The organism is Leifsonia sp. PARNA 1/14 (assembly GCF_055720965.1).
The window spans coordinates 21236-47404 of sequence record NZ_JBVQSP010000004.1 but is presented as its reverse complement, the minus strand read 5'-3'; the positions used below and the strand labels follow the sequence as shown (position 1 = coordinate 47404).

Below are 26169 nucleotides of genomic sequence, written 5' to 3'. Positions count from 1 at the left end.
GTCAGCGCGTTCGCACCACGGACCGTCCGGCGGGCATGCCAACGAGCAGGTTACGGGTAAACCGACTCACGTCTTCGGCGACCGCCGGATGGGCTCGTGGATCGGGTTGATGTTCGGCGGCCGCGTCCGAGATCTCTTCAAGGGTCGATGCTATGAGCCGCTCAGCCGAAGCGAGACCCCACGAATCGACCTCGGCGACGAGATCGGCCGCAGTCAATTCCGCATGGAGGTAACGGTCGTTGATCGCAAGGGCCATCTCGCCGTCGTTGTTCTCGTGTGCCTGGGGAACCACATCGTAGGCGGGAGCCAACGACACCCGCCCGTCCGGGTGATGGACCATACTGATGTTCTTCGCATGAAGGTCGAGATTGCCCGTCGCCACCGAGAGGGTGACGAGGCGCGCTAGCCGGCTGAGAGAGTCGACATCCTGGCGCGAGCGGAAGAGTCGCGCGATTCGCGCGAACGTGACCTTGCCACCGAGCCGCTGATACTTCTGGTTACCCCGAGCTCCCAACGCTTGGTTCATGTCCTCCTGATGCAAGCGGCCGTCGGGGAGCGTCAGAACGCGGTCGTAGCGTTCGATCACGAGGGCGCTCACCCCTACGAAGTCGTGCAGTGCGACGTCGTATTCGAGTAGACCGAGCGCGCGGGCCAGGCCCGAACCATACGCCTCGTCGTAGATTGTCGTCGGGTGGCCGTCCGGTACCGGCTTGAGAATGTGGGTCGATGGGTATCCGTCCTCCACCCCGTTCCACCGACCGTCGACATATGCCAAGACCGCTTTCGGCTGGACACCGACCAGACTCGACTTGCCGCCCCCGGGGACGTTTCCGAGGGGCATCGCCCGCCGCTCGCGCAGGACGACGGCGACCCCGGTTTCATCGAGCGGTCGAAGACGCGGATTACGCGGCTCTCCCGGATCGTCGAGATCCCAGAGCTGCACTGCGCCCGCGACGTCGCGGCCGAACGCGGCCAGCAAGGACAGGTGCTGCCAGTTCCGCAGATTCGCTTCCGCGGCCAGCCAATCGAGGAGGTCCCCTTCTGGCAGGAGCTCGATGAAGTAGTTCTGCCGGCGTCGCCACCCAGTGCGGGACGTCACCGCATTCAGCGGCACGGACTCGGACAGCACAGTACTGCCGAGCCCGAATCGCTCGAGCGCAGATCGTTCAGGCTCGAAGTCGAAGCGCCGGTCATCTCCGGCGAGCGTACCGACTCGTTCGCCGTAGAGTTCGACGGCCAACCTCCTTGTCCCGCTCACCGGCCTTCGCCGCCCTCGTCGACCTCCGCGATGAGGGTCACGTTCAGGAGATCGGCGGCTTTCAGCAGTCGTTCGATGGCGATCGTCGAGTTGCCGTTCTCGAGCCCCCACACGTATCTCTGGTCGGTGGCGAGCAACTTCGCAAGTTCACGCTGCGACAGACCGCGCAGCAGTCGTGCCTGCTCGATCACTCGCCCCAGGGACTCGGGCGAGTCGATTCGTGCTTTCAGGGTCATCACCAGGCTCCTTGACGCATATATTCCCGTCAGGTTACCTGACGGGAATATTGCCGTCAAGCCAGTTGACGGGAATAATACCGTCACCCGGCTCGACGGGAATATCGCCGTCGAGAGAGGCGACGCTGGATGGAGTTGTCATCCCAGCGACCGCCAGCCTGCGTCAATCGAGAAAGAGCGCCCGAAGGCGGCGCGTGGTGAGGATCAGGCCGAGCACGATCATGACCGCGAAGTACAGCACATGCCACAGCATCCCGAGGTCGACCGCGCCGGTCGTGAGGCCGCGGACCAGCTCGACGCCGTGCCAGAGCGGCAGCGCCATGATGATCTTCTGGATCCAGTCCGGATAGACCGTGATCGGGTAGAACGTCGCCGAGAGGAGGAACATCGGCAGCAGGATGAAGTTGATCCAGTCCATCTGCTGAAAGGTCTTCATGTAACTGGTGATGCCCATCCCGAAGCTGGCGAAGCCGAACGCGATCAGCAGCACCGCCGGGAGGGCGAGGAGGGCCCACCACGACAGGTTCAGCCCCAGCACCTGCATGACGATCATGAAGCCGGCTGCATACAGCGCGCCGCGCAGCAGAGCCAGCAGGATCTCGCCGAGTGCGACGTCGAGCGGGCCGAGGGAGGTCGACAGCATCCCCTCGTACAGCTTGGCGAAGTGCATCTTGAAGAAGACGTTCCAGGTCGAGTCGTAGACCGCACCGTTCATCGCCGCTGTGGCGAGCAGGGCGGGCGCGATGAACGCGGCGTAGGGCACCTGATCGCCGCCGGCGGTGGTCAGGTCGCCGACGAGCTTGCCGAACCCGATGCCGAGCGAGAGCAGGTAGAAGATCGGCTCGAAGAAGCCCGAGACGATGACGAGCCAGTTCGTGCTGCGGGTCGCCGACCAGCCGCGTTGCATCACCGAGCGGGCGTTGCCCGCGTAGAGCGCGCGGAGCGGGCGCGCCCGGCTCACGGCGGCGACGAAGGGATCGCGCGTGGTGGTCACTTGTTCAACCTCCTCGCAGCGACCCGCCGGGCCCACAGCCAGAAGACGATGAACAGCGCGGCCAGGTAGACCACGTGCACGACCGTCAGCCAGAGCGGCTCGGCGTACCCGTACGCGAAGACGCGCGAGAGCTCGGTGGAGTGCCAGAGCGGCGAGATCCAGCCGATCCATTGCAGGTACAGCGGCATCGACGAGAGCGGGAAGAACGTGCCGGAGAACAGCGTCATCGGCAGCAGCACGAACCGCATCAGCATCGCGATCTGGCCGGTGTCCTGCTCCAGCGTCGCGACGTACGCCATCACCGGGGCGCCGAACGCGAGGCCGCCGAGCGTCGCGACCAGGATCGCGAGCCAGCCCCACGGGCTCGGAACCGCGCCGAACAGCAGCATGAAGGCGTAGTAGACGATGCTCGTGCCGAGCAGCCGGGCCACCACCGAGATGACGACGCCGTCGATGATCTGACCGGCCGAGATCGGGGAGGCGCTGATGCCGATGAAGGTCGGGTTCCACTTGAAGCCCAGCATCACCGGGTACGTGAACTCCTCGCTCGCAACGGTGACGCCGGCCGTGCAGAGCAGCGCGGGCGCGACGAACGCCAGGTAGCTCACGCCGTTGACCGCCGTCGGCCCCATGTTCGCGCTGACCAGGCTGCCGAGACCGACGCCCATCGCGAAAAGATAGAGGAACGGATTGCCGAAGCCCGTGACCAGCAGGGTCTGCAGGTACGCTCGCATGACCCGGAACCGGTGCTCGGCCACGTACCAGGCGCCGAACCGCCGCGGGCGCCCCGCACCCTCGAGGGCCGCTCTCGTGCCCTCGCCCGCCGCTGCGGTGGTGCTCATTCGATCAGGCTCCGACCGGTGAGCCGCAGGAACACGTCCTCCAGGCTCGACCGGCGCACGAGACTTGTGAGCGGGTGGAGGCCGCGCTCCGTCAGTCGCGCGAGTTCGGCCTCCCCGTCGTCGCTGTAGACCAGGATGCGGTCCGGGAGCACCTCGACCCGCTCCCCGATGCCGTCGAGACGCGGGGCGACCTCCGCGTTGCGGTCGGAGCCGAACCGGACCTCCAGCACCTCGCGCGTCGAGTACTCGCGGATCAGCGAGGCGGGGGTGCCCTCTGCCATGATCATGCCCTTGTCGACCACCACCAGGCGATCGCAGAGCTGCTCCGCCTCGTCCATGTAGTGGGTCGTCAGCAGCAAGGTGGTGCCCTGCTCTTTGAGCCGGAACAGCCGGTCCCAGAGGATGTGCCTGGCCTGCGGGTCGAGCCCCGTGGTCGGCTCGTCGAGCAGCAGGATGCGCGGGTCGTTGATGAGCGCCCGCGCGATGGTCAGCCGTCGCTTCATGCCGCCCGAGAGGTCGTCGACCTTCGCCTTGGACTTGTCCTCCAGCTGCGCGAACGCCAGCAGCTCGTCGGCGCGCTGTCGTACGTGCGCCGAGGGGAGGCCGAAGTAGCGCCCGTAGACGATGAGGTTGTCGCGGACACGCAACTCGGTGTCGAGGTTGTCGGATTGCGGCACGACACCGAGCTGCGACCGGATCTCCGGCCCGTGCTGGTCGGGGTCCAGCCCAAGGATGCTCAGCTCGCCGGCGGTACGCGTCGAGACGGCGCCGATCATGCGCATGGTCGTCGACTTGCCCGCGCCGTTCGGGCCGAGAAGACCGAACGACTCGCCCGCCTCGACCTCGAAGCTGATGCCGTCGACGGCCGGGAAGTCTTTGTACTTCTTGACCAGGTCGGTGGCGGTGATGACAGACGTCGGCATAGTTCAGCACTGTATCCCCGTCGACCGACATCGCCGGAGACCGGCCGCCGCCGGAGTTTCAGCAAACAGGCAGTCCACAGGAAGTACGGTCGAATCAGCACCCCGCCACCCTTTCGAAGGAACCCCCATGAGCACCCAGACCAGCGCGAGCACCGAGACCAGCGCTCCCCCGCGTCGTCGTTCGCCGTTCGCCCGTCGGGAGGCGGACTCCGGGCCGCGCGCCCGGTTCAGCCAGCTGCTCCCCTACCTCCTCGAGCATCGCGCGGTGCTATCGGTCGTCGTCGTGCTGAGCGTGCTGGGGGCGGCGGCGAGCCTGGCCCAGCCGCTGCTCGTCAGCCAGGTGATCACGCTGGTGGGCAACGGCGACCCGCTGAACGGCATCGTCTGGGGGCTCGTGGCCCTGGTCGTCGTCTCCGCGCTGATCTCGGGTTATCAGCACTACCTCCTGCAGCGCACGGGCGAGGGCGTCGTGCTGTCGTCGCGGCGCAAGCTGGTGGCCCGACTGCTGCGGCTGCCCATCAGCGAGTTCGACACCCGCCGCACGGGCGACCTGGTCTCGCGCGTCGGCTCGGACACCACGCTGCTGCGCGCAGTGCTCACCCAGGGGCTCGTGGAGGCCATCGGCGGCGCGCTCACCTTCATCGGCGCCCTCATCGCCATGCTCATCATCGACCCCGTGCTGCTGGGGCTGACCGTGCTCGTGGTGGCGGTCTCCATCGTCGTGGTGACGCTGCTGTCGGGGCGCATCCGCGTCGCCAGCCAGAAGGCGCAGACGAAGGTGGGCGACCTGGCCGCCGCGGTGGAGCGGGCGATCAGCTCGGTGCGCACGATCCGGGCCGCCAACGCCACCGACCGCGAGATCGCGGCCGTGGACGACGACGCGACCGGCGCCTGGAGGATGGGCATCCAGGTCGCGAAGATCTCGGCTCTGGTCGTCCCGGTCGCCGGGATCGCGATGCAGGTCTCGTTCCTCGTGGTGCTCGGCGTCGGAGGCTTCCGGGTCGCGAGCGGGGCGATCACCGTCGCGAACCTGGTCGCCTTCATCCTCTTCCTGTTCATGATGATCCTGCCCCTCGGCCAGGCCTTCGGCGCCATCACCGCCGTCAACTCGGCCCTGGGGGCGCTCGGCCGCATCCAGGAGATCCTCGATCTGCCCACGGAGGACCAGCACGACCGCGAGATCGCCCCGCTGGCACTGACCGTCGGCGTGGCCAACGAGGGCCTCGCGCCCGACGCCCCCGCGATCGAGTTCGTCGACGTGAAGTTCGCCTACCCGTCGGCACCGGAGCGCGACGAGACCGCTGTGCCGGCCGGCACGGCGCCGGGAACGGAGGGCATCGCCCTCGGCGCGCTCGGCGGCGTGGACGTCGTGGCCGAGGCGGAGGCCGCGGCCGGGCTCGGGGACGACGCACCGGCGTCGGCCCTCGGCGGCGTGCTGCACGGCGTCAGCTTCCGCGTGCCGCGGGGCAAGCGGACGGCGCTGGTCGGGCCGTCCGGCGCGGGCAAGTCCACGATCCTGGCGCTGATCGAACGCTTCTACGACCCGGAGAACGGTCAGGTGCGCTTCGGCGGCATGGATGTGCGCACGCTCGACCGGGTCGCCCTCCGCTCGAACATCGGCTACGTCGAGCAGGATGCGCCGGTGCTCGCCGGCTCGCTGCGCGACAACCTGCGCCTGGCGACGCCCGAGGCAACCGATGAGGAGTGCGTCGACGTCCTCCACGCGGTCAACCTCACGGAGGTGCTGGAGCGCAGCGACCTCGGGCTCGACGCCCCGGTCGGTGAGGACGGCATCATGCTCTCCGGCGGCGAGCGCCAGCGGCTCGCCATCGCCCGCGCGCTGCTCGCGGCCCCGCCGGTGCTGCTGCTCGACGAGTCGACGTCGAGCCTCGACGGCCGCAATGAGCAGCTGATGCGGGAGGCGATCGACGCCGTTGCGGAGGACCGCACCCTGCTGGTGATCGCCCACCGGCTGTCGACCGTGGTCGACAGCGACCAGATCGTCGTACTCGATCACGGCCGCGTCGTCGGCGTCGGAACCCACTCCGAGCTCGTCGAGACCACTCCCCTCTACCGCGATCTCGCGAAGCATCAGCTGCTGGTCTGATCCACAGCGGCTACGCCCACCGCCGAGTACGAACAGAATCCACGAAAAACCGCCGGGTACGCAGACGGCCTGCGTACCCGGCGGTAGCCCGCGGTCAGGCGCGGGGGCCGGAGGCTTCGCTCAGGCGCGGAGCTGGTAGCGGAGGGAGGCGAGCTCGGCTCGCAGAGCAGCCGGCACGCGGGTGCCGAAGCGCTCGAAGTACTCCTCCGTCAGGTCGCACTCGGCGAGCCAGCTGTCGCGGTCGACCTCGAAGAGCTCCTCGACGTCGGCCGCCGGGAGGTCGAGGCCGTCCAGGTCGAGCTGGTCGACCTTCGGAAGGCGGCCGATCGGCGTCGACACGGCGTCGGCCGTGCCCTCCACCCGGCGCGCGATCCACTCGATCACGCGCGAGTTCTCGCCGAAGCCCGGCCACAGGAACCGGCCGTCGTCGCCCTTGCGGAACCAGTTCACCTGGAACACGGCGGGAGCGTTCTCGCCCAGCTTCTCGCCGACCTCCAGCCAGTGGCCCCAGTAGTCGGCCATGTTGTAGCCGCAGAACGGGAGCATCGCGAACGGGTCGCGGCGCAGCTCGCCGACCGTGCCCTCCGCCGCCGCCGTCTTCTCGGACGAGACGGTCGCGCCGATAAAGACGCCGTGCTTCCAGTCGCGCGCCTGCGCCACGAGCGGCACGTTGGTGGCACGGCGACCTCCGAACAGGATCGCGTCGATCGGCACGCCGTCGAAGGCGTCCCAGTCGTCGGCGATGGACGGGCACTGCGCGGCGGACACGGTGAACCGGGAGTTCGGGTGCGCGGCCGGACGCCCGCTCGCGGGGGTCCAGTCGTTGCCCTGCCAGTCGATGAGGTGCGCGGGAGGCTCCTCCGTGAGGCCCTCCCACCACACGTCGCCGTCGTCGCGCAGCGCCACGTTGGTGAAGATCGTGTTGCCCCAGAGGGTCTCGACCGCGGTCTTGTTGGTGAGCTCGCCCGTGCCCGGCGCGACACCGAAGAATCCCGCCTCGGGGTTGATGGCGCGCAGCTTGCCGTCCGGCCCCTCGCGCAGCCAGGCGATGTCGTCGCCGATCGTCTCCACCGTCCAGCCGGGGATAGTCGGCCGCAGCATCGCGAGGTTGGTCTTGCCGCACGCCGACGGGAACGCCGCCGCGAAGTGGAAGGCGCGGCCCTCGGGCGAGGTGACCTTGACGAGCAGCATGTGCTCGGCGAGCCAGCCCTCGTCGCGCGCCATCGCCGAGGCGATCCGCAGCGCGAAGGCCTTCTTGGCGAGGATGGCGTTGCCGCCGTAGCCGGAGCCGTACGACCACACCTCCCGCGTCTCCGGGAACTGCACGATGTACTTGGTCTCGTTGCACGGCCAGGTCACGTCGTCGTGGCGCACGCCCGCATCGTCGATCAGCGGAGCGCCCACGCTGTGCACGGTCGGCACCCACGGCCGCCCGGCCTCGATCAGGTCGAGCACGGCACCGGTCACGCGGGTCATCTTCGCCATGCTGACGGCGACGTACGCCGAGTCGGTCAGCTCGACGCCGACCTGGGAGATCGGGCCGCCCACCGGTCCCATCGAGAACGGGACGACGTACATCGTGCGGCCGCGCATGCTGCCCGCGAAGACGTCGCGCAACTCCGCGCGCATGGCCTCCGGCTCACGCCAGTTGTTGGTCGGACCTGCGTCCTTCTCGTCGACCGAGCAGATGAACGTGCGGTCCTCCACGCGGGCCACATCACCGGGGTCGGTGCGGGCCAGGAAGCTGTTGGGGCGCCACTCCGGGTTCAGGCGGATCAGCTTGCCCTCGGCGACGAGCTGCTTGGTGAGGCGGTCCTCCTCGCCCGGGGTGCCGTCGCACCAGACGATCGACTCCGGCTGGGTGAGGTCGGCGATGCCGGCGACCCAGGCCCGGAGGCCGTCGAGACCGGTCAGGCCGGCGATGCGTCCCGCGTCGTCCGTGTGAGCCTTGTCGGTGTCGGCCTGGTCGGTCTGTTCCCGGTCGCCCTGGGCCTGGTCGCCCTCAACCTGATCGGTTCGGGCCTTGTCGGTCCGGGGAAGCTCGGCGATGCTCATTCCGGCGGTCCTCTCGTTCGGAAAGATCGTGGTGTGAAACCAGCATCGGACAGGATTCGTGGTCTTGGGCGAGAATTCTGACGTAAAGAATCAGGATTCTTTCGCTATCGTGAAGGCATGGACTCCCTCGCCTCCGAGTCGGTGACCGCGGACGTCGCCACCCTCGGCCACCGCATCCGGCACTTCCGCACGCAACGCGGTCTGACGCTCGACGAGCTCGGAGCGGCGGCCGGCGTCGCGGCCAGCCAGCTCTCGCTGATCGAGAACGGCAAGCGCGAGCCGCGCATCTCGCTGCTCGGCACCCTCGCGTCCGCGCTCGGGGTGCAACTCGCCGACCTGCTCTCTGCCGAGCCGCCGGACGAGCGCGCCGCACTGGAGATCGAGCTCTCGCGGGCTCAGCGGGGCACCCTCTACGGCTCCCTCGGCCTCCCCGCCGTCAAGCCGACGAAAGGCACCCCGACCGAGACGCTGGAGGCCCTGGTCGGGCTGCACCGCGAACTCGCCCGCCGGGCGAGCGAGGCCATCGCGACGCCCGAGGAGGCGCGGAGGGCGAACACCGAGCTGCGGGAAAGGATGCGCGGACAGGACAACTACATCCCCGAGATCGAGGTGCTCGCCGAGGAGCGCGTGCGCGCCTCCGGTCATGTCCGCGGCGCCCTCACCCACCGCGAGGTGAGCGTGATGGCGGAGCAGTTGGGCTTCGAGCTGATCTACGTCGACGACCTCCCCCGCTCCACCCGGTCGATCATCGACCTCGAGAACGGGCGCATCTACCTGCCGCCGGCCTCCATCCCGGGCGGCCACGGCCTCCGATCGATGGCGCTGCAGGCCATGGCGCATCGTCTGCTCGGCCATGAGCGGCCCGCCAGCTACGCCGACTTCCTCCGCCAGCGGCTGGAGATCAACTACTTCGCCGCGTGCTGCCTGATGCCGGAGGCTGCGGCCGTCGCGTTCCTGCAGCAGGCCAAGAAGGAGAAGGACCTGGCCGTCGAGGACTTCCGCGACGCGTTCGGGGTGACCCACGAAGCCGCGGCGCTGCGCCTGACCAACCTGGCGACGCAGCACCTCGACATGCCCCTGCACTTCTTGCGCGTCGGCGACGACGGCACGCTCTACAAGGGCTACGAGAACGACGGCCTGCCGCTGCCGACCGACGTGACCGGGTCGATCGAGGGGCAGGTGGTCTGCCGCAAGTGGGGCGCGCGCAACGCCTTCGCGCGCACCAACCGGACGACCGAGTTCTATCAGTACACCGACACCCCGGCCGGCACCTACTGGTGCTCGACGCAGACGGGCAGCACCGCCGACGGCGGCTTCTCGATCAGCGTCGGCGTGCCCTTCGACCAGGCCAAGTGGTTCCGAGGCCGGGAGACGACCGAGCGGGCGGAGTCGCGCTGCCCCGATGAGTCGTGCTGCAAGCGGGCGCCGGCCGAGCTGACCGGGCACTGGTCGGGCAAGGCGTGGCCGAGCGCGCGCCTGCACGCGCACATCCTGTCGCCGCTGCCGTCCGGCTCCTTCCCCGGCGTCGACGACTCCGACGTCTACACGTTCCTGGAGGCCCACTCGGGGGTGTGAGTTTCGTCACGAATCCAGTGATTCGTGGCACGAATGTGCGGATTCGTGACGAATCTCGCGGCTATTTGGGCTGCATGCGGATGGCACCGTCGAGGCGGATCGTCTCGCCGTTGAGCATCGGGTTCTCGACGATCGAGCGCACCAGCTGCGCGTACTCGGCCGGGCGCCCGAGGCGCGACGGGTGCGGCACCTGCGCGGCGAGCGAGTCCTGCGCCGCTTGCGGCAGCCCGGCCATCATCGGCGTCTCGAAGATGCCCGGCGCGATGGTGACCACCCGGATCAGGCTGCGCGCGAACTCCCGGGCGAGCGGCAGCGTCATCGCGGCGACGCCGCCCTTGGAGGCCGAGTAGGCCGTCTGCCCGATCTGCCCGTCGAACGCGGCGACCGAGGCGGTGTTCACGATGACGCCGCGTTCCCGGCCGCCCGGCACGTCCTCTCCCACCGACTCGGTCTCGACCATCGCGGCCGCGGCCAGCCGCACCACGTTGAAGGTTCCGATCAGGTTGACCCGGATCACCCGCTCGAAGCTCTCCAGCGGGAGGATGCCGTCGCGGCCGAGCACCTTCTGGGCCGTCGCGATGCCGGCACAGTTGACCGCGATGCGCAGGGGCGCGAGGGCGCTCGCGGTCTGCACGGCCTCCTGCACCTGCTCGACGTCGGTGACGTCGGCCGCGACGAACCGCGCGTGCGGGCCGAGGGCGACAGCGGCCTTCTCACCCTCCGAGCTCGGGAGGTCGAGGATCACGACGCGCGCGCCGGCCTCCGTCAGCGCTCGCGCGGTGGCGTTGCCGAGTCCGCTGGCGCCTCCGGTGACCAGGGCGGAGCAACCGTCGATCTGCATGAGTGTCCTTTCGTCGCAGGAGCAGAGGGGTACAGAAGAGCAGTGGTCAGAGCAGCTCGATGAGGGTGGCGTTGGCGGTTCCTCCGCCCTCGCACATGGTCTGGAGGCCGTAACGGCCGCCGACGGCCTCCAGCTCGTTCAGCAGGGTGCCCAGCAGCCGCGTCCCGGACGAGCCGAGTGCGTGGCCCAGCGCGATGGCGCCCCCACGCGGGTTCAGCCGGGCCGGGTCGGCGCCGAACTCGCGCTGCCACAGCAGCGGCACCGGAGCGAAGGCCTCGTTGACCTCGTAGGCCTGGATGTCGTCGAGCTTCACGCCGCTGCGGTCGAGCAGCTTGCGGGTCGCCGGGAGGATTCCCGTGAGCATGAAGAGCGGGTCGCTGCCGGTCACGGCGAAGGAGTGGAACCGCGCCCGCGGCTTCAGCCCGAGTCGCCTCGCCGCCTCCGCGCTCATGATCAGCGCGGCCGAGGCGCCGTCGGTGAGCGGCGACGAGTTGCCGGGAGTGATCCGCCAGTCGAGCTGCGGGAAGCGTGCGGCGAGCTTGTCCGTGCGGAACGACGGCGCCAGCGTCGCGAGCTTCTCGACCGTGGTGCCCGGCCGGATGGTCTCGTCGGCCTCCACGCTGCCGCTGTCGGGTGTCGGCACGGGCACGAGCTCACCCTCGAATGCTCCGGAGGCGGCCGCTGCCGCTGCGCGCCGGTGCGACTCGGCCGCGAACGCGTCCAGGTCGTCGCGCGCGATGCCCCAGTGCTCGGCGATCAGCTCGGCGGCCACGCCCTGGTTGACCAAGCCCTCCGGGTAGCGCGAGTGCAGCAGCTCGCCGCCGAGGGAGGCTCCGCCCACGTTCGACCCCATCGGCGCACGGCTCATCGACTCCACCCCGCAGGCGATGACGATGTCGTACGCACCGGCGATCACGCCCTGCGCGGCGAACGCCGCCGCCTGCTGGCTCGAGCCGCACTGCCGGTCGATCGTGACGCCGGGGACGCTCTCCGGGAACCCTGCGCTGAGCACGGCGGTCCGGGTGATGTTGCCCGCCTGCTCGCCGGCCTGGGTGACGCAGCCGCCGATGACGTCGTCGACGAGCGCGGGGTCGAGTGCGTTGCGGTGCAGGAGCTCGGCGAGCACGCCGGCGAGGAGGTCTGCGGGGTGGATGTCCGAGAGTTCCCCTCCCGGCTTGCCGCGGCCCGACGGGGTGCGGACGACGTCGACGATGACGGCTTCGGTCGGCATGGTGGTGCTCCTCGGTTCAGACCGTGAACGGATCGGGCGTCAGGGTGTACTTGGTGCTCAGGTACTCGTGGATGCCCTCCGGGCCTCCCTCGCGGCCGAGCCCTGACTGCTTCACACCGCCGAACGGCGCCGCCGCGTTCGACACGACGCCGACGTTGAGCCCCATCATGCCGGTCTGCAGGCGTTCGATCATCCGCTGGCCGCGGGCGAGGTCTTTCGTGAACACGTACGAGACCAGGCCGAACTCGGTGTCGTTGGCGATGCGCACGGCTTCGTCTTCGTCGCGGAACCGCACGATCGACAGCACAGGGCCGAAGATCTCCTGCCGCAGGATCTCGCTGCCTGCGGGCACGTCGGTCACGACGGTCGGCTCGAAGAAGGTGCCGGCTCCGGAGACGCGCGAGCCGCCGGTCAGCACCGATGCGCCGCGGGCGACCGCGTCCTCCAGCAGCTCGGCGGCCTTGTCCACGGCGTCCTCGTTGATCAGCGGGCCGATCGTGACGCCGTCCTCGGTTCCGCGGCCGATCTTCATGGCGTCGACCTTGGCGGTGACGCGGCGGGCGAACTCGTCGGCGACGTCCTCGTGCACGATGAAGCGGTTGGCGGCCGTGCAGGCCTCGCCGATGTTGCGGAACTTCGCGAGCATCGCGCCGTCGACGGCACGGTCGAGATCGGCGTCGTCGAACACCACGAACGGCGCGTTGCCGCCGAGCTCCATGGAGGTGCGCAGCACGTTCTCGGACGCCTGCTGCAGCAGCTTCCTGCCCACCTCGGTCGAGCCGGTGAACGACAGCTTGCGCAGCCGCGGGTCGGCGATGATCGGGGCCGAGACCTTTCCCGAGGTGGAGGTCGTGATCACGTTGAGCACACCGGCGGGCAGCCCGGCGTCCTCGAGCAGGCGGGCGAAGTACAGGGTCGTCAACGGCGTGAGCTCGGCCGGCTTCACGACGACCGTGCAGCCGGCCGCGAGCGCCGGCGCGATCTTGCGGGTCGCCATCGCCAGCGGGAAGTTCCACGGGGTGATCAGGAAGCACGGGCCCACAGGATGCTGCGACACGATCATCCGGCCGGTCCCCTCCGGGTTGGTCGCGTAGCGTCCGGCGATGCGCACGGCCTCCTCCGAGAACCAGCGCAGGAACTCGCCGCCATAGGTGACCTCCCCGTTGGACTCGGCCAGCGGCTTGCCCATCTCGAGCGTCATCAGCAGCGCGAAGTCATCACGGCGCTCCTGCAGCAGGTCGAACGCGCGGCGCAGGATCTCCCCGCGCGTCCGTGGCGGGGTCGCCGCCCACGCGTCGGCCGCGGCGACGGCAGCGTCCAGCGCGCGGGCGCCGTCCTCTTCGGAGGCGTTCGCGATCTCGCGGATGAGGTCGCCGGTCGCCGGGTCGAACACCTTCAGCGTCCCGTTGGCTCCCGGCAGCCATTCGCCGCCGATGAAGAGGCGGTCGGGCACGCGTTCGAGCAGGCTCTCCTCGGTCAGTGCCGTCTCGGTCATGGTGTCTCCTCCTGCTCGGTCCTGCTCACTCTTCGACCGCCGCCTGCACCAGCGGCACGCTGCGGCTCTCGATCTTGGTCTCCAGCGCGATCACCGTCGAGGTGCGGCTGATCCCCGGGTCGCCGAGGATGCCGTCGATCACGCGCTGCAGATCGGCGTTGGATCGGGCGACCACCCGGATCAGCAGGTCGCCGGTCCCGGTGACGGTGTGCACCTCCAGCACCTCGGGGATGCCGCGGAGGTGCTCGACGACCGTGAGGTCGCTCTGGGTGATCTCGGCCGTCACGAACGCGGTGACGGGAAAGCCGAGGCGGTGGTTGTCGATCGTCGGGGCGAAGTCTTTGACCACTCCGGTGCGCTGCAGGCGGTCGAGCCGGGCCTGCACGGTGCCGCGCGCCACCCCCAGGCGTCGGGAGGCTTCGAAGACCCCCAGCCTCGGCTCCTCCGTGAGCAGCGCGATGAGGTCGGCGTCCAGCCTGTCGATCATGCGCTCTCCTTCGCTCCTCGCACATCGTACGACCCCGTCGACGCCGCTCCTACAGGCTGACCGAAGCTCCCAGGAACGGGAGCGCAGCCTGCTTGAAGGCGCGCGCGCTGAGCGTGGTGATGTGATTGCGGCGCGGCAGCACCACCAGTTCGGCGCCGAGGAGGCGCGCTGCCTCGTCGGCATCCTGCGCGACGGGGTCGGCGTCGCCGACGACCACCAGGGTCGGCACGCACGAGGCCAGCGGGAGCGGATGCTGCGCCATCCCGGCGGCGCACGCGGCGAGCGCCTCGCGGTCGACGCCGGGGGCCTCGCGCAGCGACGACAGCAGCGGCGCCAGCGGATTGTCGGCCGGGAGCGTGTCCGCCCCCTCGAGGATCGCCTGCCGCACGGCCTCCACACCCCAGTGCCCGAACTGCTCGACCGTGCCGATGCCGCCGACCACGAGCCGCCGCACGCGCTGCGGCGCCAGGCCGACGAGCGCAAGCGCCACCCAGCTGCCCATCGAGTACCCGATGACGTCGACGCGGTCGAGACCCTGCTCGTCGAGCGCGACGATCAGGTCGGCGGCGAGGAGGTCGGGCGAGTAGGCGGCCGAGTCGTGCGGTGCTTCGCTGCCACCATGCCCGCGCAGGTCGGGCACGATGGTGCCGCGCCCGGCCTCGGCGAGTGCGGCCACCCACCCCGTCGCCTCCCAGGTGAGGGCGCCGGTCGTCGCGAAGCCGTGGACCAGCAGGACGGGGTCGGCTCCTGCGTGCCGTTCGACGTGGAGGCGCATGGCTCCATCCTCCCCGATCGCCCAGCGGTGCGGCAGGTTCAGACGCCGGCCAGCACGCGGGCGCGCATCCGGTCGGCCAGCGCGTCGGCGGTGTCGGCGATCTCGGCGAAGTAGTCGTCGTCGACGGTGCCGGTCGCACGGAGACGCTGCTCGCAGACCACCAGCGGGTCGCGGGCCGGCCAGGCCGCCGGCTCGGGCAGCACGGCGTCGATCAGTATCGGTCCGCGGCCGGCGCGGGCGTGCTCGAGGGCCTGTCGCGTGGCGTCGTGAACCGCGAGGGCGTCGGAGCCGTCGACCAGCAGCACCGGCATGGAGGCGCTGCCGGAGCGGCCGGAGCTGGAGAGGAAGACGACGGGAAGCGCGGCCGCGCGGGCCGTGCCGACCGCCGTGCGCAGCTCGGCGGGGCTCCCGGCGCCCGCCCCGACCGGAGCGAGCGCGCACGCACCGGTGCGGTCGAGCTTGGCGCCCAGGGCCCAGCCGACCGCGTGCGTCACCGATCCGTCGAGTGCGGCGCCGAGCGCGCCACGGCGCGCGCTCAGCACGGCTGCCGGGTCGGCGCCGAGGGCGATCGCGACACCGGGCTCGCGAGCCGCGGGGAACGCCCGGTCGCGGGCGGGGTCGAGAGCCGTCGCAGCGCCGACGTGCACGGCCTCGCGGCCGCGCGAGTCGACATGTGCCGGGAGGATGCCACGACCGCGCAGGACGACCGCTTCACGGTCGAGTCTGCGGACGGTCGCCATCGTCCGGTAGAGCCGTCGGAGCAGCGCGGCGACGTCGTCGCGGGTTCCGATGACCGGCTCGAGGATCGTGGAGGTCATATGTTCCACTCTCGCCGACCCCCGCGGCGTGCGGCAATGAACGTGGCGACGGACGCGCATGCTGCTCAGCACCAGCCGACGACGACAGCGATCCGTCCTACAGGGTGCGCAGCAGTGCCGTCGTCGCCATCAGCGCGGCGGAGCGTTGCGCCACAGCTTCGACGGCCACCAGATCGCCCGTCCGATGTCGTAGGACACGGCGGGGACGAGCAGCGAGCGGACGAGCACCGTGTCGAGCAGCACGCCGAAGGCGACGATGAAAGCGATCTGCACGAGGAACAGGATCGGGATGACCGCAAGGGCCGCGAAGGTCGCCGCGAGCACGACCCCGGCGGAGGTGATGACGCTGCCGGTCATCCCCAGGCCGCGCAGGATGCCCGGCCGGGTGCCGATCCGCAGCGATTCCTCCCGCACTCGCGTCATCAGGAAGATGTTGTAGTCCACCCCCAGCGCCACCAGGAAGACGAACCCGAAGAGCGGCACGCTGGCGTCGGCGCCGGGGAACCGGAACAGATGGTCGAACACGAGGGCGGACACGCCCAGCGCGGCGGCGTACGAGAGCACGACGCTGGCGATCAGCAGCACCGGCGCGACGATCGACCGCAGCAGCAGCATCAGCACCACCAGGATGACGAGCAGCACGATCGGGATGATCTTCATCAGATCGCTCTGGGCGGTGTCGTTGGTGTCGAGGGCGATCGCCGTCACTCCGCCGACGAGCACGCTCGAGTCGGTGCTCGGGAGGTCGTGGCGAAGATCGCGGACGACCTGTTCGGCCGCCGCCGAGTCGGGCTGCGCCTTGAGGGTCGCCTGGATGAGCACCCGCCCGTCCTTCACCACCGGCGGTGCCGCCGTGCCGCCCGCCGACGCCGGGCGCCCTCCACCCGTGTAGAGGGCCGCGGTCGTGATGCCGTCGTTCTTCTCGGCGGCCGCGCGCACCGCGTCGCCGTCGGCCTCCTTCGCCACGATGAGCACGGGCGCGCCCGAGCCGGCATCGAAGTGCTTCGCGAGGACCTTCTGGCCGTCGGCCGCATCCGATTGCGACAGCACCAGGTCGGTCTGCTCGACGCCGTTGGCCTTGAGCTGGGTGAGTCCGAGCGCGCAGGCCGCGAGCAGCACGAACGACACGATCCAGGTGACCCGCGGCCGGTGCGCGATCAGGGCGCCCACGCGCCGCCAGACACCCCGGATGCCGTCGAGCCCGGCGATGGCCTCCTCGTCGGTGTGCTTGTGCTCGTGCGGCTGGTCGCCGGCGTAGACGGGACGGAACGGCCAGAACGCGGCGCGCCCGAACACCGCGAGCAGCGTCGGCAGCAGGGTCAGCGCCGAGAGCAGCGAGAACACGATGCCGATGGCGGCGATCGGGCCGAGGCTCTTGTTGGAGTTGAGGTCGGAGAACAGCAGGCAGAGCAGCGCGAGGATCACGGTGGCCCCGGAGGCGACGATCGGCTCGAACGCCGCCTTCCACGCTTTCAGGATCGCCGTCCACCGCGACTCGTCGTGCTGGAGGGCCTCCCGGTAGCGCGCGACGAGCAGGAGCGAGTAGTCGGTCGCCGCGCCGATCACGAGGATCGAGAGGATGCCCTGGCTCTGCCCGCTCAGCTTGATCCAGCCCCACAGCGCGAAGAGGTAGACGACGAGGATGGCGGCGCACAGCGCGAACACAGAGGTCAGCAACACCAGGAACGGCAGCAACAGCGCACGATAGACCAGCAGCAGGATGACGAACACGGCGCCGACCGCGACCAGCAGGAGGATCCCGTCGATGCCGCCGAACGCGTTGACCAGGTCCGCGGTGAGCCCTGCCGGGCCGGTGACCCATCCCTGCGTGCCCGACGGCAGCTCGCCCTTCACGACGCTGCGCAGGTCGGCGACGACCGTCTTGACGTTGTTCGTGTCCGCGACCGGCACGATGAACTGCACGGCCGTGCCGTCGTCCGACGGGATCGGCCCGGCGACGCTGGTCGTCGCCCCGGACTCCGGAGCCTGGACGCCCTCCACGTCCCCGAGCTTCGTGGCGAGCCGGGAGTACGACGCGAGATCGCTCTTCGGGATCGTCGAGTCGGACTGCACGACGACGATCGCGGGCACGGCGTCAGAGTCGGTGAACCGCTTCTGCCAGTTCTGCACCTCGGTCGACTCCGCGCTCGCGGGCAGGAAGGCCGCCTGGTCGTTGCTGGAGACGCTCGAGAGCTTGCCGAAGGTCGGGCCACCGATGCCCGCCACCACCAGCCAGATCAGGATGAGCGCAGCCGGCACCACGATCCGCAGCCACAGCGACGGCTTGCCCGACATCACGCCTCCAATTAGCTAGCCAAGTTAGCAATCAGCATAGTGCGTAATTCGGCCGGCCTCTACTCGGTGGCGATGAGCTCCGCTCCCGCGTGGGCGAGCTCGGCCAGGGCGGCGTCCGACGACTCGGCCGCGACACCCGCGACCAGGTCGGTGAGGACCCGCACCCTCTGCCCGTGCGCGAGCGCGTCGAGGGCGGAGGCGCGCACGCAGTAGTCGGTCGCGATGCCGACGATGTCGACGGTATCGATCCCGTGCTCGTCGAGCAGGTTGTGGACCGTCGACCCGGCGTCCGTGCGCCCCTCGAAGATCGAGTAGGCCGGCACGCCCTGCCCCTTGCGGATGTGGTAACCGACGCGGGAGGTGTCGAGCGCGGGATGGTAGTCGGCGCCGGCCGTGCCCGCGACGCAGTGCGCGGGCCACGTTGTCACGAAGTCGGGGTCGGCGTCGGTGGCGAAGTGGCCGCCGTTGTCGTTGTCCGCGTCGTGCCAGTCGCGGCTCGCGAGCACGATCGCGTAGTCGCCTGCGTGCCCGCGCAGGTGCTCGCTGATCGCCGCAGCGACGGCCGCTCCCCCGTCCACGCCCAGAGCGCCGCCCTCGGTGAAGTCGTTCTGCACGTCGATGATGAACAGCGCCTTGCCCACCGCCGCCTCCTCTGCTCAGCCGTTCATGAGGTTGTCGCCGCACTTGTAGAAGCCGGTGACGAGCGTGTCGATCGCCTGCTTGGCATTGTCGCTCACCGGGCCGAGCGCGAAGACCGCGAAGGTGAGCGGCGTGCCGTCGGCGGCGTCGACGATGCCGGAGAGCGTGTAGCCGTTGTCGATCCAGCCGGTCTTGGCGTGCACGGCGCCGCGGGCGACCGCGTTGGCGCCGGTGAAGCGGCTGTAGCCCGCGCCGAGCGTGCCGGACTGACCGGACACCGGGAGGCCGTCGTAGACGACGCCCAGCCCGTTCTGGCGGTTGAGCACCTTGATGAACAGCTGCGTCAGGTACGCCGGCGGCACAGCGTTGTCGGCGCTGAGGCCCGAGCCGTCTGCGATGTGGATGCCGCTGGTGTCGATCCCGTAGCCCTTCAGCCCCGCGAGCACACCGGCGTTCTCGGCCTCGAACGTGTTTCCGGCGCCGGCCTTGATCGCCACCAGGCGCGCGAGCTCCTCCATGATCGTGTTGTCGGAGTACTTCATCGCCTGCTTGATCAGCGTGGTGACCGGCTGCGACTGCACGGCGGCCAGCTGGCGGACTCCCGCCGGCGCAGCGCCGGAGCTGACGGGGACGTTGGTGCCGAGGTACTGCTGGAAGTACTGCACCGCCCGGCCGACGGGATCGGTGCTGCGCGGCGACTCCACCGCTCCCGGGTCGTTGCGGTCGCCGTCGACCATCAGGGCCGACATGTAGGGCGTGGAGCCCTCGACCACGCGCTCCTCCTGCTCGTCCCAGCTCGGCTGCCACAGCGGGCCGCCGAACAGCGACGCGTCGACCACGATCGAGGTGACCGGCTGACCGCCGAGAGCCTGCTTGGTCTGGTTCGCGAGGTCCTGGATGGAGGGCGCTCCCGTATAGAAGGCGCCCCGGCCTCCGGGGAGTCGCGAGAGCGTCACGTCGCCGCCGCCGACGATCACGACCTGGCCGGGGGTGCTGCCCGCGACGACCGACGTCTGGACGCGGTAGTCGGGGCCGAGTGTCGCGAGTGCGGCCGCCGACGTCAGGGTCTTGAGCACGGAGGCAGTGGGGCCGGGCTTGCCCCCGTTGCGGTCGAACAGCACCGCGCCGGTCTTGGCGTTGACGACCTGGGCCTCCAGGTTGCCGAGGCGGCCGTCTTGAGCGAGGGAGGCCACCGAGCAGGTGCGGATGCGGCTCGCCGCCGGCTGAGCGGCGGGCACAGGCCGCGCCGGGTCGACGATCGGGGTGGGCGTGGGGGTCGGCGTGCTGCTGGCCGAACGCGTCGGGGAGGGCGCGACCGCCGCTTTCGCTGGCGCCGTGCCCATCGTCGCGCCGAGCGCGACACTGCCGGTGCCCAGGATCACGAAGGCGACCGCCGCTGCCGCCGCCATCCAGGCCTTGGGGTGGGTGCGGATCGCGGAGAGGACTCCCGCCGCCGCTGCCGCCACCGCGCCTCCCGGTGCACCGCCTCGGGGCGGGGCCGCGGCCGCTCGGCGGCCGGAACGGGTCGCCGCTTCGCCGGGCTCGCTCGTCGCAGAGGAGTCGCCGGCTGGGGGAACAAGCGGGGCAGTGTCCATCGAAGCTGGGTTCGTCGATTCAGACTCGGTGCCGTCGGGCAGACCGGAGTCGCGCTGGTCCGATTCGCGCATCCGGGTATATTACCCACGTTCCCTGAGAGCACCAATCGCCACCGTCCGGCCGCTCGATGGAACCTTTCTCACCGACCGGACATGAGGGGATATGGAAACAGGGAGTTTCGACGAGGCCGACGCCTGGTCGAGCGTGCGCAGCGGGGATTCCGCCTCGTTCGCCGCGCTCTTCGACCGGCATCGCGACCGCGTCTTCGGGCAGGCGCTGCGCCTGCTCCGCGACCCGCATGACGCCGAGGACGCCACCGCGATGGTGTTCCTGGAGGCCTGGCGCCGCCGCGACGCCGTGCACGTCGTCGACGGGTCGATCCTCCCCTGGCTGCTGGTGACGACCAACAACGTCATCCGCAACCAGACGCGCAGCGCGCGCCGCTACCGCCTGGCGCTCGGGCGCCTCCCGAAGCCCGAGACCCAGGGCGACCACGCCGTGGACGTCGACGCGTCGATCGACAACGGCCCGCGCGAGAAGCGCGTGCGCGACGCCTTCGCCGCCCTGCCGCTGCGCGACCAGGACGTCATCACGCTCTGCGTGCTCGAAGAGCTGCCGCTCACAGAGGCCGCGGCGACCCTCGGGGTGCCGGTCGGCACAGTCAAGTCCCGGCTCTCCCGTGCCAAGCGCAAGCTCGGCGACCTCACGCTCGGCAGTGCCGAACCCGTCCTCGAAGGAGGTGCGCAATGACCACCAGCAACCCGACCCCGGCGTTCGACGCCGCCCGCAGCGCCGCCATCCGCGAGCTCCTCATCGAGACGGTGGAGGCCGCACCCTCCCGCCGCCCCACCCGGCGCTTCGCGATGGTGGCAGTGCTGACCGGTATCGCGCTGGCCCTCGCGGGCGGAACGGCGGCGCTCGCCCTATCGGGCGTCCTCCGCTTCGGGGAGCCGGCGCCGGCGCCCGCGCCTGTCATCACGTCGTCGGCCACGCCGACGCCGACGCCCACACCGACGCCCACACCGACGGTGGCCCCGATCGTGCAGTCCGGTCCGATCCTGCCCCACGACGTGGACACCCTCCCGGCGCAGCCGCGCTGGACGCTCGATCTCCCCGGCGCCGACGACGGCTGCAATCTGACAGAGTCCTACTCGCTCTCGGACGGCCGTGCTCTCTTCGTGACCGGCCTCCGACCCAAGGAGTACGAGGGCTCGGACTGCTTCAAGGAGACTCACGAGGACATCGCCCTCACGCTCGTCGACACGTCGAACGGCACGAAGCTCTGGTCGCGCGAGTGGACATTCGATGTGCCGCAACTGGAAACATTGGAGACCGACGTCTTCGTTCTCGGCACCTCCGGCCGCGCAGTCATCGCCTACGGCATTCCGCACGTCGGGCCACACGAGGTCCTCGACCTGCGCACCGGCGCGATGGTGGCGCCGTTCGAGCCGGACCTGCGGGGTTCCAGCCCGCGTGCCGACGCGGTCGCTCTCCCTGACGCCTCCGGAGACCTGATCCTCGTTCGGCACGACAAGAACGCGGACGGGCAGAGCCTCTCCGGCGACGTCCTCACGCGCGTGGACCCGCGCGACCCTTCGCATCCGGAGTGGTCTGTCAGCCTGCCAGCCCGGGACTCGGTACTGGACGCACAGGCCCTCCCCTTCGGACTCGTGGGGTTCTCAGGCTTGGGCGCCGACCCCGCCCGGTCGACGGACGGCCTCGTGGACGTCGCCACCGGGCAGCTCGTTCCGATCGACCAGTCGTGGCGGATCCGGTACTTCATGCGGGACGTCTTGGTCATGGATGTCTCCCCGACCGACGTCACTGCGCTGAGCGGTTACGACTTCCAGGGGCACAATCTGTGGAACCGGACGTTCGCTTCGCCGTCGCGGGTGCTGGAGGTAACGATGCCCGGCCTACGCCCCGGCTCGTATACAAACGGCGGCAACACGGAGCCCGGTGCCGGATGGTTCACAGTCGTGACAGCGACGGAGGTCGTCCTGGTCGACGAGACCACCGGTCAGGATGTCTGGCGCGCTCCGCGCACGGACTGCGCAAGCGGCGACCTTCAGCTCTCCGCCGTGCCGCAGTTGGATACCGTGCGCGACGCGATCGTCATCCCGTTCGCGTCGGGTGCCACCTGCAGCTACGCCGCGGAGACGGGCGCGGTCATAGGCACCGCCGACCTTCCCGATCAGAGAAATACACAGACCATCGTCGGCGACCGCCATCTCTACAGCTACCTGGACTATCCGTACGACGGCGACCCGGGACCGGGCTCCGCCTACGATCTGGTCACGGGCAAGCGCCTCTGGACGCTTCCCCGGAGCAGCATGCAGGAGCGCTGGGGCTTCGTGGGCGGGTATCTGGTGAGTCAGAAGGGGACGCACCTCACCTCGATCGGCTGAGCGCTCCTCCGCTCACATCCACGTCACGGAACGGCGACCACCCCGTAGTTCGCGAACTTCACGGTCACGGGCGACGGGCTGGCCGCGCCCGACAGGTACGCCTTCAGTCCCACGTTGCCCGCGGCCTGCAGTGCGGCCGTGGAGTCGGTGGTGCTGACCTGCCAGTTCGCGGGCTGGGCCTGTGTCGCCGGCCAGAGCTTCGCCTGGATCGTCGTCGGCGAGGTGCCGAAGACCTGCACCCGCAGGTTCAGCTGCATCCCGGGCGTGTAGGTCACGCCGCCGACCACGGCCGATTGGATGGTCGTGCCGCTCTGCAGCAGCTGCACCTGCACGGCGCCGCTCGCGCTGATCCACGCCCGCCCCTCATAGGCCACCGAGCCGACCTGCCGGCCGACCGCCGAGAAGAAGGCTCCGCCTCCGGTCGGCGCGATGTCGGTGGTGAGGGTGACCGTCGTGTCGGTGCGGCTGGACGAGACCGACTTCAGCAGCTCCGTCGCGGTCGTGCCGGCCGCGTCGGCGATGTTGCCCGTCCCGTTCACGGAGTACTGCGTCCCGCTCCCCGAGCCCGTCCACGCGCCTCCGGTCTGTGCGCTGCCCCAGCCTCCGCTCACCGTCCGCTGGAACGTGTCCTGGGCGATCGTGCTGCCGGAGTTGGCGGTGACGGTCACGGACTTCGACGCCGAGTTCGTGGCGCCCTGGTTATCGGTCACCGTCAGCGTCACGGTGTACGTGCCGGCCGCCGCGTAGGCGTGGCTCGCCGTCGCGCCGGTCGCGGTCTTGCCGTCGCCGAAGTTCCAGGCGTACGACGCGATCGTGCCGTTGGGGTCGCTGGAGGCTGTGCCGTCGACACTGATCGTCAGCCCGTTCTGCCCGACGGTGAAGGATGCGACCGGCGGCTGGTTCGGGCCCCCTCCCGCGATCACCACCTGGTTGCCGGTGCGCGAGATCGTGTTGCCGTCCGGGTCGGTGACCCTGAGGGAGTACGTGTGCGCGCTGCCGGGCACCAGACCGGTGTCGGTGAAGCTCATCGCCGATGTGTTCCAGAAGTTGTTGCTCTTGGTCGTGGTGTAGACCGGGCTCGCCGTGTTGCCGTCGCGCGAGAGCGCGTAGGTCAATTGGAAGTTGTCCTTGTCGTACGTCGACGTCCACGCGATCCTCGCCTGTCCGCTCGTGCTCGAGGTCGCCGTCGGCGTCAGCGCGGTGTTGTTGTTCGGCCCCATCGTGCTGCGCGAGACGCTGTCCATCGCGAACCGGGTGAGACCGTACTGCGCCTTGCCGTTCACGGTCGGGAACTCGCCTCCAGCGACGAGGTAGTTGCCGTTGCCGGAGAGGCTCCAGACCGCCTGGCCCTGGCCGGTGAACGAACCCGTGTCGAAGTCCGGGTAGTAGACCAGCGGGTTCGGCGACGGCTGACCGGAGAAGTTGAAGTACGACCTGTTGCCGTCGTTCGTCAGCTTGCCCGTCACGGCTTTCGAGAAGGCGAGCAGGTGATGGTAGGTGCGCGGATTGGTCTCGGGGAACCCGCCGACGTTGCTGCACATGTGCGCATGGCCGGTCGCGTAAAGCACGTTGCCGATCGGCATGACCGAGTAGGTGTCGCCGTGGCAGTCCTCCATCCAGACCAGCGCTCCGGTGACCGCGTCAGACGAGAAGGAGCCCTCGAAGTTGCCCCCGGAGCCGAACACGTAGCCCGAACCGTAGACCCGGTCAGCTGTCGCGACGAGGTCGGTGATCCCGGCGTTGACCCCGGCGTCGCGGACGATCTTGTTCGTCGGGAACGGCAGGACCGCACCTGTCGTGCCGTCGAGCATCGCGAGGCCGTAGTTGGCGGTGCCGTTCATGTTCTGGAACCGGCCCCCGGCGTAGACGCGGGTGCCGTCGGGGCTGACCGCGAGCGCATCGACGACGTAGTCTGCCGAGCCTTTCCACGACGTGTCCAGCGACCCGTTGGACGGGTTGATCTTGGCGATGTAGCCGGTGGCCGTTCCGTTGACGCTGGTGAAAGTGCCGCCGGCGTACAGTGCCGTGTTCGTCGCTGCCAGCGCCCGCACCTGGCTCGCCATGGCCGGACGGAACGAACTGATGATCTGGCCGGTGGCCGTGCTGATGGCGACGATCCGGTAGTAGGTGGAGCCTCCGGCGGTGGTGAAGTCACCGGCGAGGTAGACACGCGATCCGTCGGGCGATGCCGCGACGGCCAGAGCCTGTGCGTTCAGCGGCACGTTGATACTGGTGATCAGGGCGCCCGTCGTGATGTTGTACGCGAGGAAGTTGCTTCGCGAGGTGGTATTCGAACCCGCAGGCGAACCGGAGGGCCGAGCCGCCGTGAACTTGCCCGCGACGTACACGGTGTTCCCGACGACCGCTTGCGCCCACGCGACGCCGTCCATCTGGGTGGTAGGCAGGTTGCTGCCGCCGACGGTCGGAGGCGTCGCCGGATTCGTCGGATCGACGGGCATGGTATCGGCGGATGCGGCGCCGCCGATGCCCAGCCCTCCCCCGATCAGCAGCAGCGCGCTCGCCACCGCGGTGAGCATGCCGAGCACACGCGCCCGGCCGGACTTCGACATTGCATCCATGACAGCCCCAGGCCAAACTGAATAATCCTCAAAACGAGGGCCAGTCTACGCCGAGTGGGCTGCGGACGCACGGAAACCGTGGCGTCTTCGAAGAGGGAGTCGAAGTCTCGAGGACGACGGAGGGACGATCAGCTGGAGCCGCCCAAGGGAATCGAACCCTTGACCTTCTCATTACGAGTGAGATGCTCTGCCGACTGAGCTAGGGCGGCGTGGCCGGACTCGCGCCCGGGCACAGTCAGATAGCTTACCCGATCCGGGAGGGTGCTCTCGACCACAGCGACCAGCGGTCCCGGTCGCTCAGGCCTGCTGCGCGCCGAGCGCCTGCAGCTGCGCGAACGAGCTCCGGAGCCGTTCGGCGAGCGGCTCGACGCCGCCGTGGTCTGCCCAGCACGACCACGCGTGCCGCATTCCTGCGAACGCGACATACGTGACGAGACGCGCACGCTGGTGCAGCGCCTCCACGTCTTCGGCGAGCTGCGGGTCGTCGTGGGCGAGACGGCGCTGCACGACCGCGCTCAAGGCGTCCTCGAACTTGTGCATGCTGGCCATCCGCTGCGCGAACAGCTCGGGGTTGTCCTTCAGCAGCGAGCGACGCAGCACGTGCAGCTCCTTCGCGCTGGCACCGGTCTCGGCAGGGAGCCCGCCCTCCAGGTCACCGTCGAGGTCGCCTGTCTCGATCGCCGCGATGAGCAGCTTGCCCATCCCGTCGAGGATGGGCTCTGCCGGTCCGGCGCCGATGAAACGCTCGATGCTCTCTTCGTCGGGCAGTTCGGGCAGCTCGCCGATGATCGCCGATTCTTTGGAGGGGAAGTAGTTGAAGAACGTGCGCGGCGAAACATTGGCGGCGTGGCTGATCTCGTCGACGGTCACCCTGTCGAAGCCGCGCTCGCTCGCGAGCTCGAGCGCTGCCAGCTGGATGGCACGTCTGGTCGCGATGCGCTTGCGCTCACGCAGGCCCAGCTCGCCGTCCGTCGTCCCGGTCGCCACAGTCACGAGTCGATTATTTCACCGTCTG

General features: G+C 69.7%; 21 protein-coding genes and 1 tRNA gene. 4 read left to right on the top strand and 18 right to left on the bottom strand.

Going from position 1 to position 26169, the window contains the following annotated elements:
- Position 1 precedes the first annotated feature (1 nt).
- The 5 genes from AC0HS0_RS11865 to AC0HS0_RS11845 form a co-directional block, all read right to left on the bottom strand.
- Positions 2–1240 (bottom strand): type II toxin-antitoxin system HipA family toxin, encoded by a 1239-nt coding sequence (locus AC0HS0_RS11865; protein WP_472964228.1) that lies wholly within the window; start codon positions 1238–1240, stop codon positions 2–4.
- A 14-nt stretch (positions 1241–1254) separates the two neighbouring features.
- Positions 1255–1494, bottom strand: coding sequence for a helix-turn-helix domain-containing protein (locus AC0HS0_RS11860; RefSeq protein ID WP_472964227.1), 240 nt, complete (start codon positions 1492–1494; stop codon positions 1255–1257).
- A 163-nt stretch (positions 1495–1657) separates the two neighbouring features.
- The gene (locus AC0HS0_RS11855) at positions 1658–2488 is read right to left on the bottom strand and encodes an ABC transporter permease (protein ID WP_472964226.1); all 831 of its coding nucleotides are present in this window, start codon (positions 2486–2488) and stop codon (positions 1658–1660) included.
- Positions 2485–3330 (bottom strand): ABC transporter permease, encoded by an 846-nt coding sequence (locus AC0HS0_RS11850; RefSeq protein ID WP_472964225.1) that lies wholly within the window; start codon positions 3328–3330, stop codon positions 2485–2487. The genes AC0HS0_RS11855 and AC0HS0_RS11850 overlap by 4 nt, the downstream gene beginning before the upstream one ends.
- On the bottom strand, positions 3327–4253 hold the full coding sequence (locus tag AC0HS0_RS11845; RefSeq protein ID WP_472964224.1) for an ABC transporter ATP-binding protein: 927 nt from the start codon (positions 4251–4253) through the stop codon (positions 3327–3329). The genes AC0HS0_RS11850 and AC0HS0_RS11845 overlap by 4 nt, the downstream gene beginning before the upstream one ends.
- A gap of 127 nt (positions 4254–4380) precedes the next feature.
- On the opposite strand from AC0HS0_RS11845, the gene AC0HS0_RS11840 reads away from it, so the two are divergent.
- Complete coding sequence (locus AC0HS0_RS11840; RefSeq protein ID WP_472964223.1) at positions 4381–6360, top strand: ABC transporter ATP-binding protein; 1980 nt, start codon at positions 4381–4383, stop codon at positions 6358–6360.
- 120 nt (positions 6361–6480) lie between these two features.
- On the opposite strand, the gene AC0HS0_RS11835 is transcribed toward AC0HS0_RS11840, so the two are convergent.
- A complete protein-coding gene (locus AC0HS0_RS11835) occupies positions 6481–8415 on the bottom strand; it encodes a phosphoenolpyruvate carboxykinase (GTP) (RefSeq protein WP_472964222.1) in 1935 nt (644 codons plus the stop codon).
- A 117-nt stretch (positions 8416–8532) separates the two neighbouring features.
- Between AC0HS0_RS11835 and AC0HS0_RS11830 the strand changes: the two genes are divergently transcribed.
- Positions 8533–9990 carry a helix-turn-helix domain-containing protein gene (locus AC0HS0_RS11830; protein ID WP_472964221.1) on the top strand — a complete coding sequence of 486 codons (1458 nt, stop codon included), beginning with the start codon at positions 8533–8535 and terminating at the stop codon, positions 9988–9990.
- 61 nt (positions 9991–10051) lie between these two features.
- Here the strand turns inward: AC0HS0_RS11830 and AC0HS0_RS11825 are convergent, their stop codons facing one another.
- From AC0HS0_RS11825 to AC0HS0_RS11785, 9 genes are all read right to left on the bottom strand, one after another.
- Positions 10052–10831, bottom strand: coding sequence for a 3-hydroxyacyl-CoA dehydrogenase (locus AC0HS0_RS11825; protein ID WP_472964220.1), 780 nt, complete (start codon positions 10829–10831; stop codon positions 10052–10054).
- A gap of 46 nt (positions 10832–10877) precedes the next feature.
- Positions 10878–12062, bottom strand: a complete 1185-nt coding sequence (locus AC0HS0_RS11820; RefSeq protein WP_472964219.1) for a thiolase family protein — start codon at positions 12060–12062, stop codon at positions 10878–10880.
- A gap of 16 nt (positions 12063–12078) precedes the next feature.
- Positions 12079–13557 (bottom strand): NAD-dependent succinate-semialdehyde dehydrogenase, encoded by a 1479-nt coding sequence (locus tag AC0HS0_RS11815; protein WP_472964218.1) that lies wholly within the window; start codon positions 13555–13557, stop codon positions 12079–12081.
- 25 nt (positions 13558–13582) lie between these two features.
- Positions 13583–14044: an Lrp/AsnC family transcriptional regulator gene (locus AC0HS0_RS11810; protein ID WP_472964217.1), complete on the bottom strand. Its 462-nt coding sequence runs from the start codon at positions 14042–14044 to the stop codon at positions 13583–13585.
- A gap of 49 nt (positions 14045–14093) precedes the next feature.
- Positions 14094–14819, bottom strand: coding sequence for an alpha/beta fold hydrolase (locus AC0HS0_RS11805; RefSeq protein WP_472964216.1), 726 nt, complete (start codon positions 14817–14819; stop codon positions 14094–14096).
- Positions 14820–14857: 38 nt separating this feature from the next.
- Complete coding sequence (locus tag AC0HS0_RS11800; protein ID WP_472964215.1) at positions 14858–15637, bottom strand: thiamine pyrophosphate-dependent enzyme; 780 nt, start codon at positions 15635–15637, stop codon at positions 14858–14860.
- 129 nt (positions 15638–15766) lie between these two features.
- Positions 15767–17932, bottom strand: coding sequence for an MMPL family transporter (locus AC0HS0_RS11795; protein ID WP_472964214.1), 2166 nt, complete (start codon positions 17930–17932; stop codon positions 15767–15769).
- 59 nt (positions 17933–17991) lie between these two features.
- Complete coding sequence (locus tag AC0HS0_RS11790; protein WP_472964213.1) at positions 17992–18573, bottom strand: isochorismatase family protein; 582 nt, start codon at positions 18571–18573, stop codon at positions 17992–17994.
- Between the two features lie 15 nt (positions 18574–18588).
- Positions 18589–20037 (bottom strand): D-alanyl-D-alanine carboxypeptidase/D-alanyl-D-alanine-endopeptidase, encoded by a 1449-nt coding sequence (locus tag AC0HS0_RS11785; protein ID WP_472964212.1) that lies wholly within the window; start codon positions 20035–20037, stop codon positions 18589–18591.
- Between the two features lie 292 nt (positions 20038–20329).
- On the opposite strand from AC0HS0_RS11785, the gene AC0HS0_RS11780 reads away from it, so the two are divergent.
- Entirely contained in the window at positions 20330–20917 is a 588-nt protein-coding gene (locus AC0HS0_RS11780) for an RNA polymerase sigma factor (protein ID WP_472964211.1), read from the top strand.
- Positions 20914–22575: an outer membrane protein assembly factor BamB family protein gene (locus tag AC0HS0_RS11775; RefSeq protein WP_472964210.1), complete on the top strand. Its 1662-nt coding sequence runs from the start codon at positions 20914–20916 to the stop codon at positions 22573–22575. The genes AC0HS0_RS11780 and AC0HS0_RS11775 overlap by 4 nt, the downstream gene beginning before the upstream one ends.
- A 23-nt stretch (positions 22576–22598) precedes the next feature.
- Here the strand turns inward: AC0HS0_RS11775 and AC0HS0_RS11770 are convergent, their stop codons facing one another.
- From AC0HS0_RS11770 to AC0HS0_RS11760, 3 genes are all read right to left on the bottom strand, one after another.
- Positions 22599–25145: a PKD domain-containing protein gene (locus AC0HS0_RS11770; protein ID WP_472964209.1), complete on the bottom strand. Its 2547-nt coding sequence runs from the start codon at positions 25143–25145 to the stop codon at positions 22599–22601.
- 142 nt (positions 25146–25287) lie between these two features.
- A tRNA-Thr gene (locus AC0HS0_RS11765) sits at positions 25288–25363 on the bottom strand.
- Between the two features lie 88 nt (positions 25364–25451).
- A complete protein-coding gene (locus AC0HS0_RS11760; RefSeq protein ID WP_472964208.1) occupies positions 25452–26147 on the bottom strand; it encodes a TetR family transcriptional regulator in 696 nt (231 codons plus the stop codon).
- Positions 26148–26169: the final 22 nt, after the last annotated feature.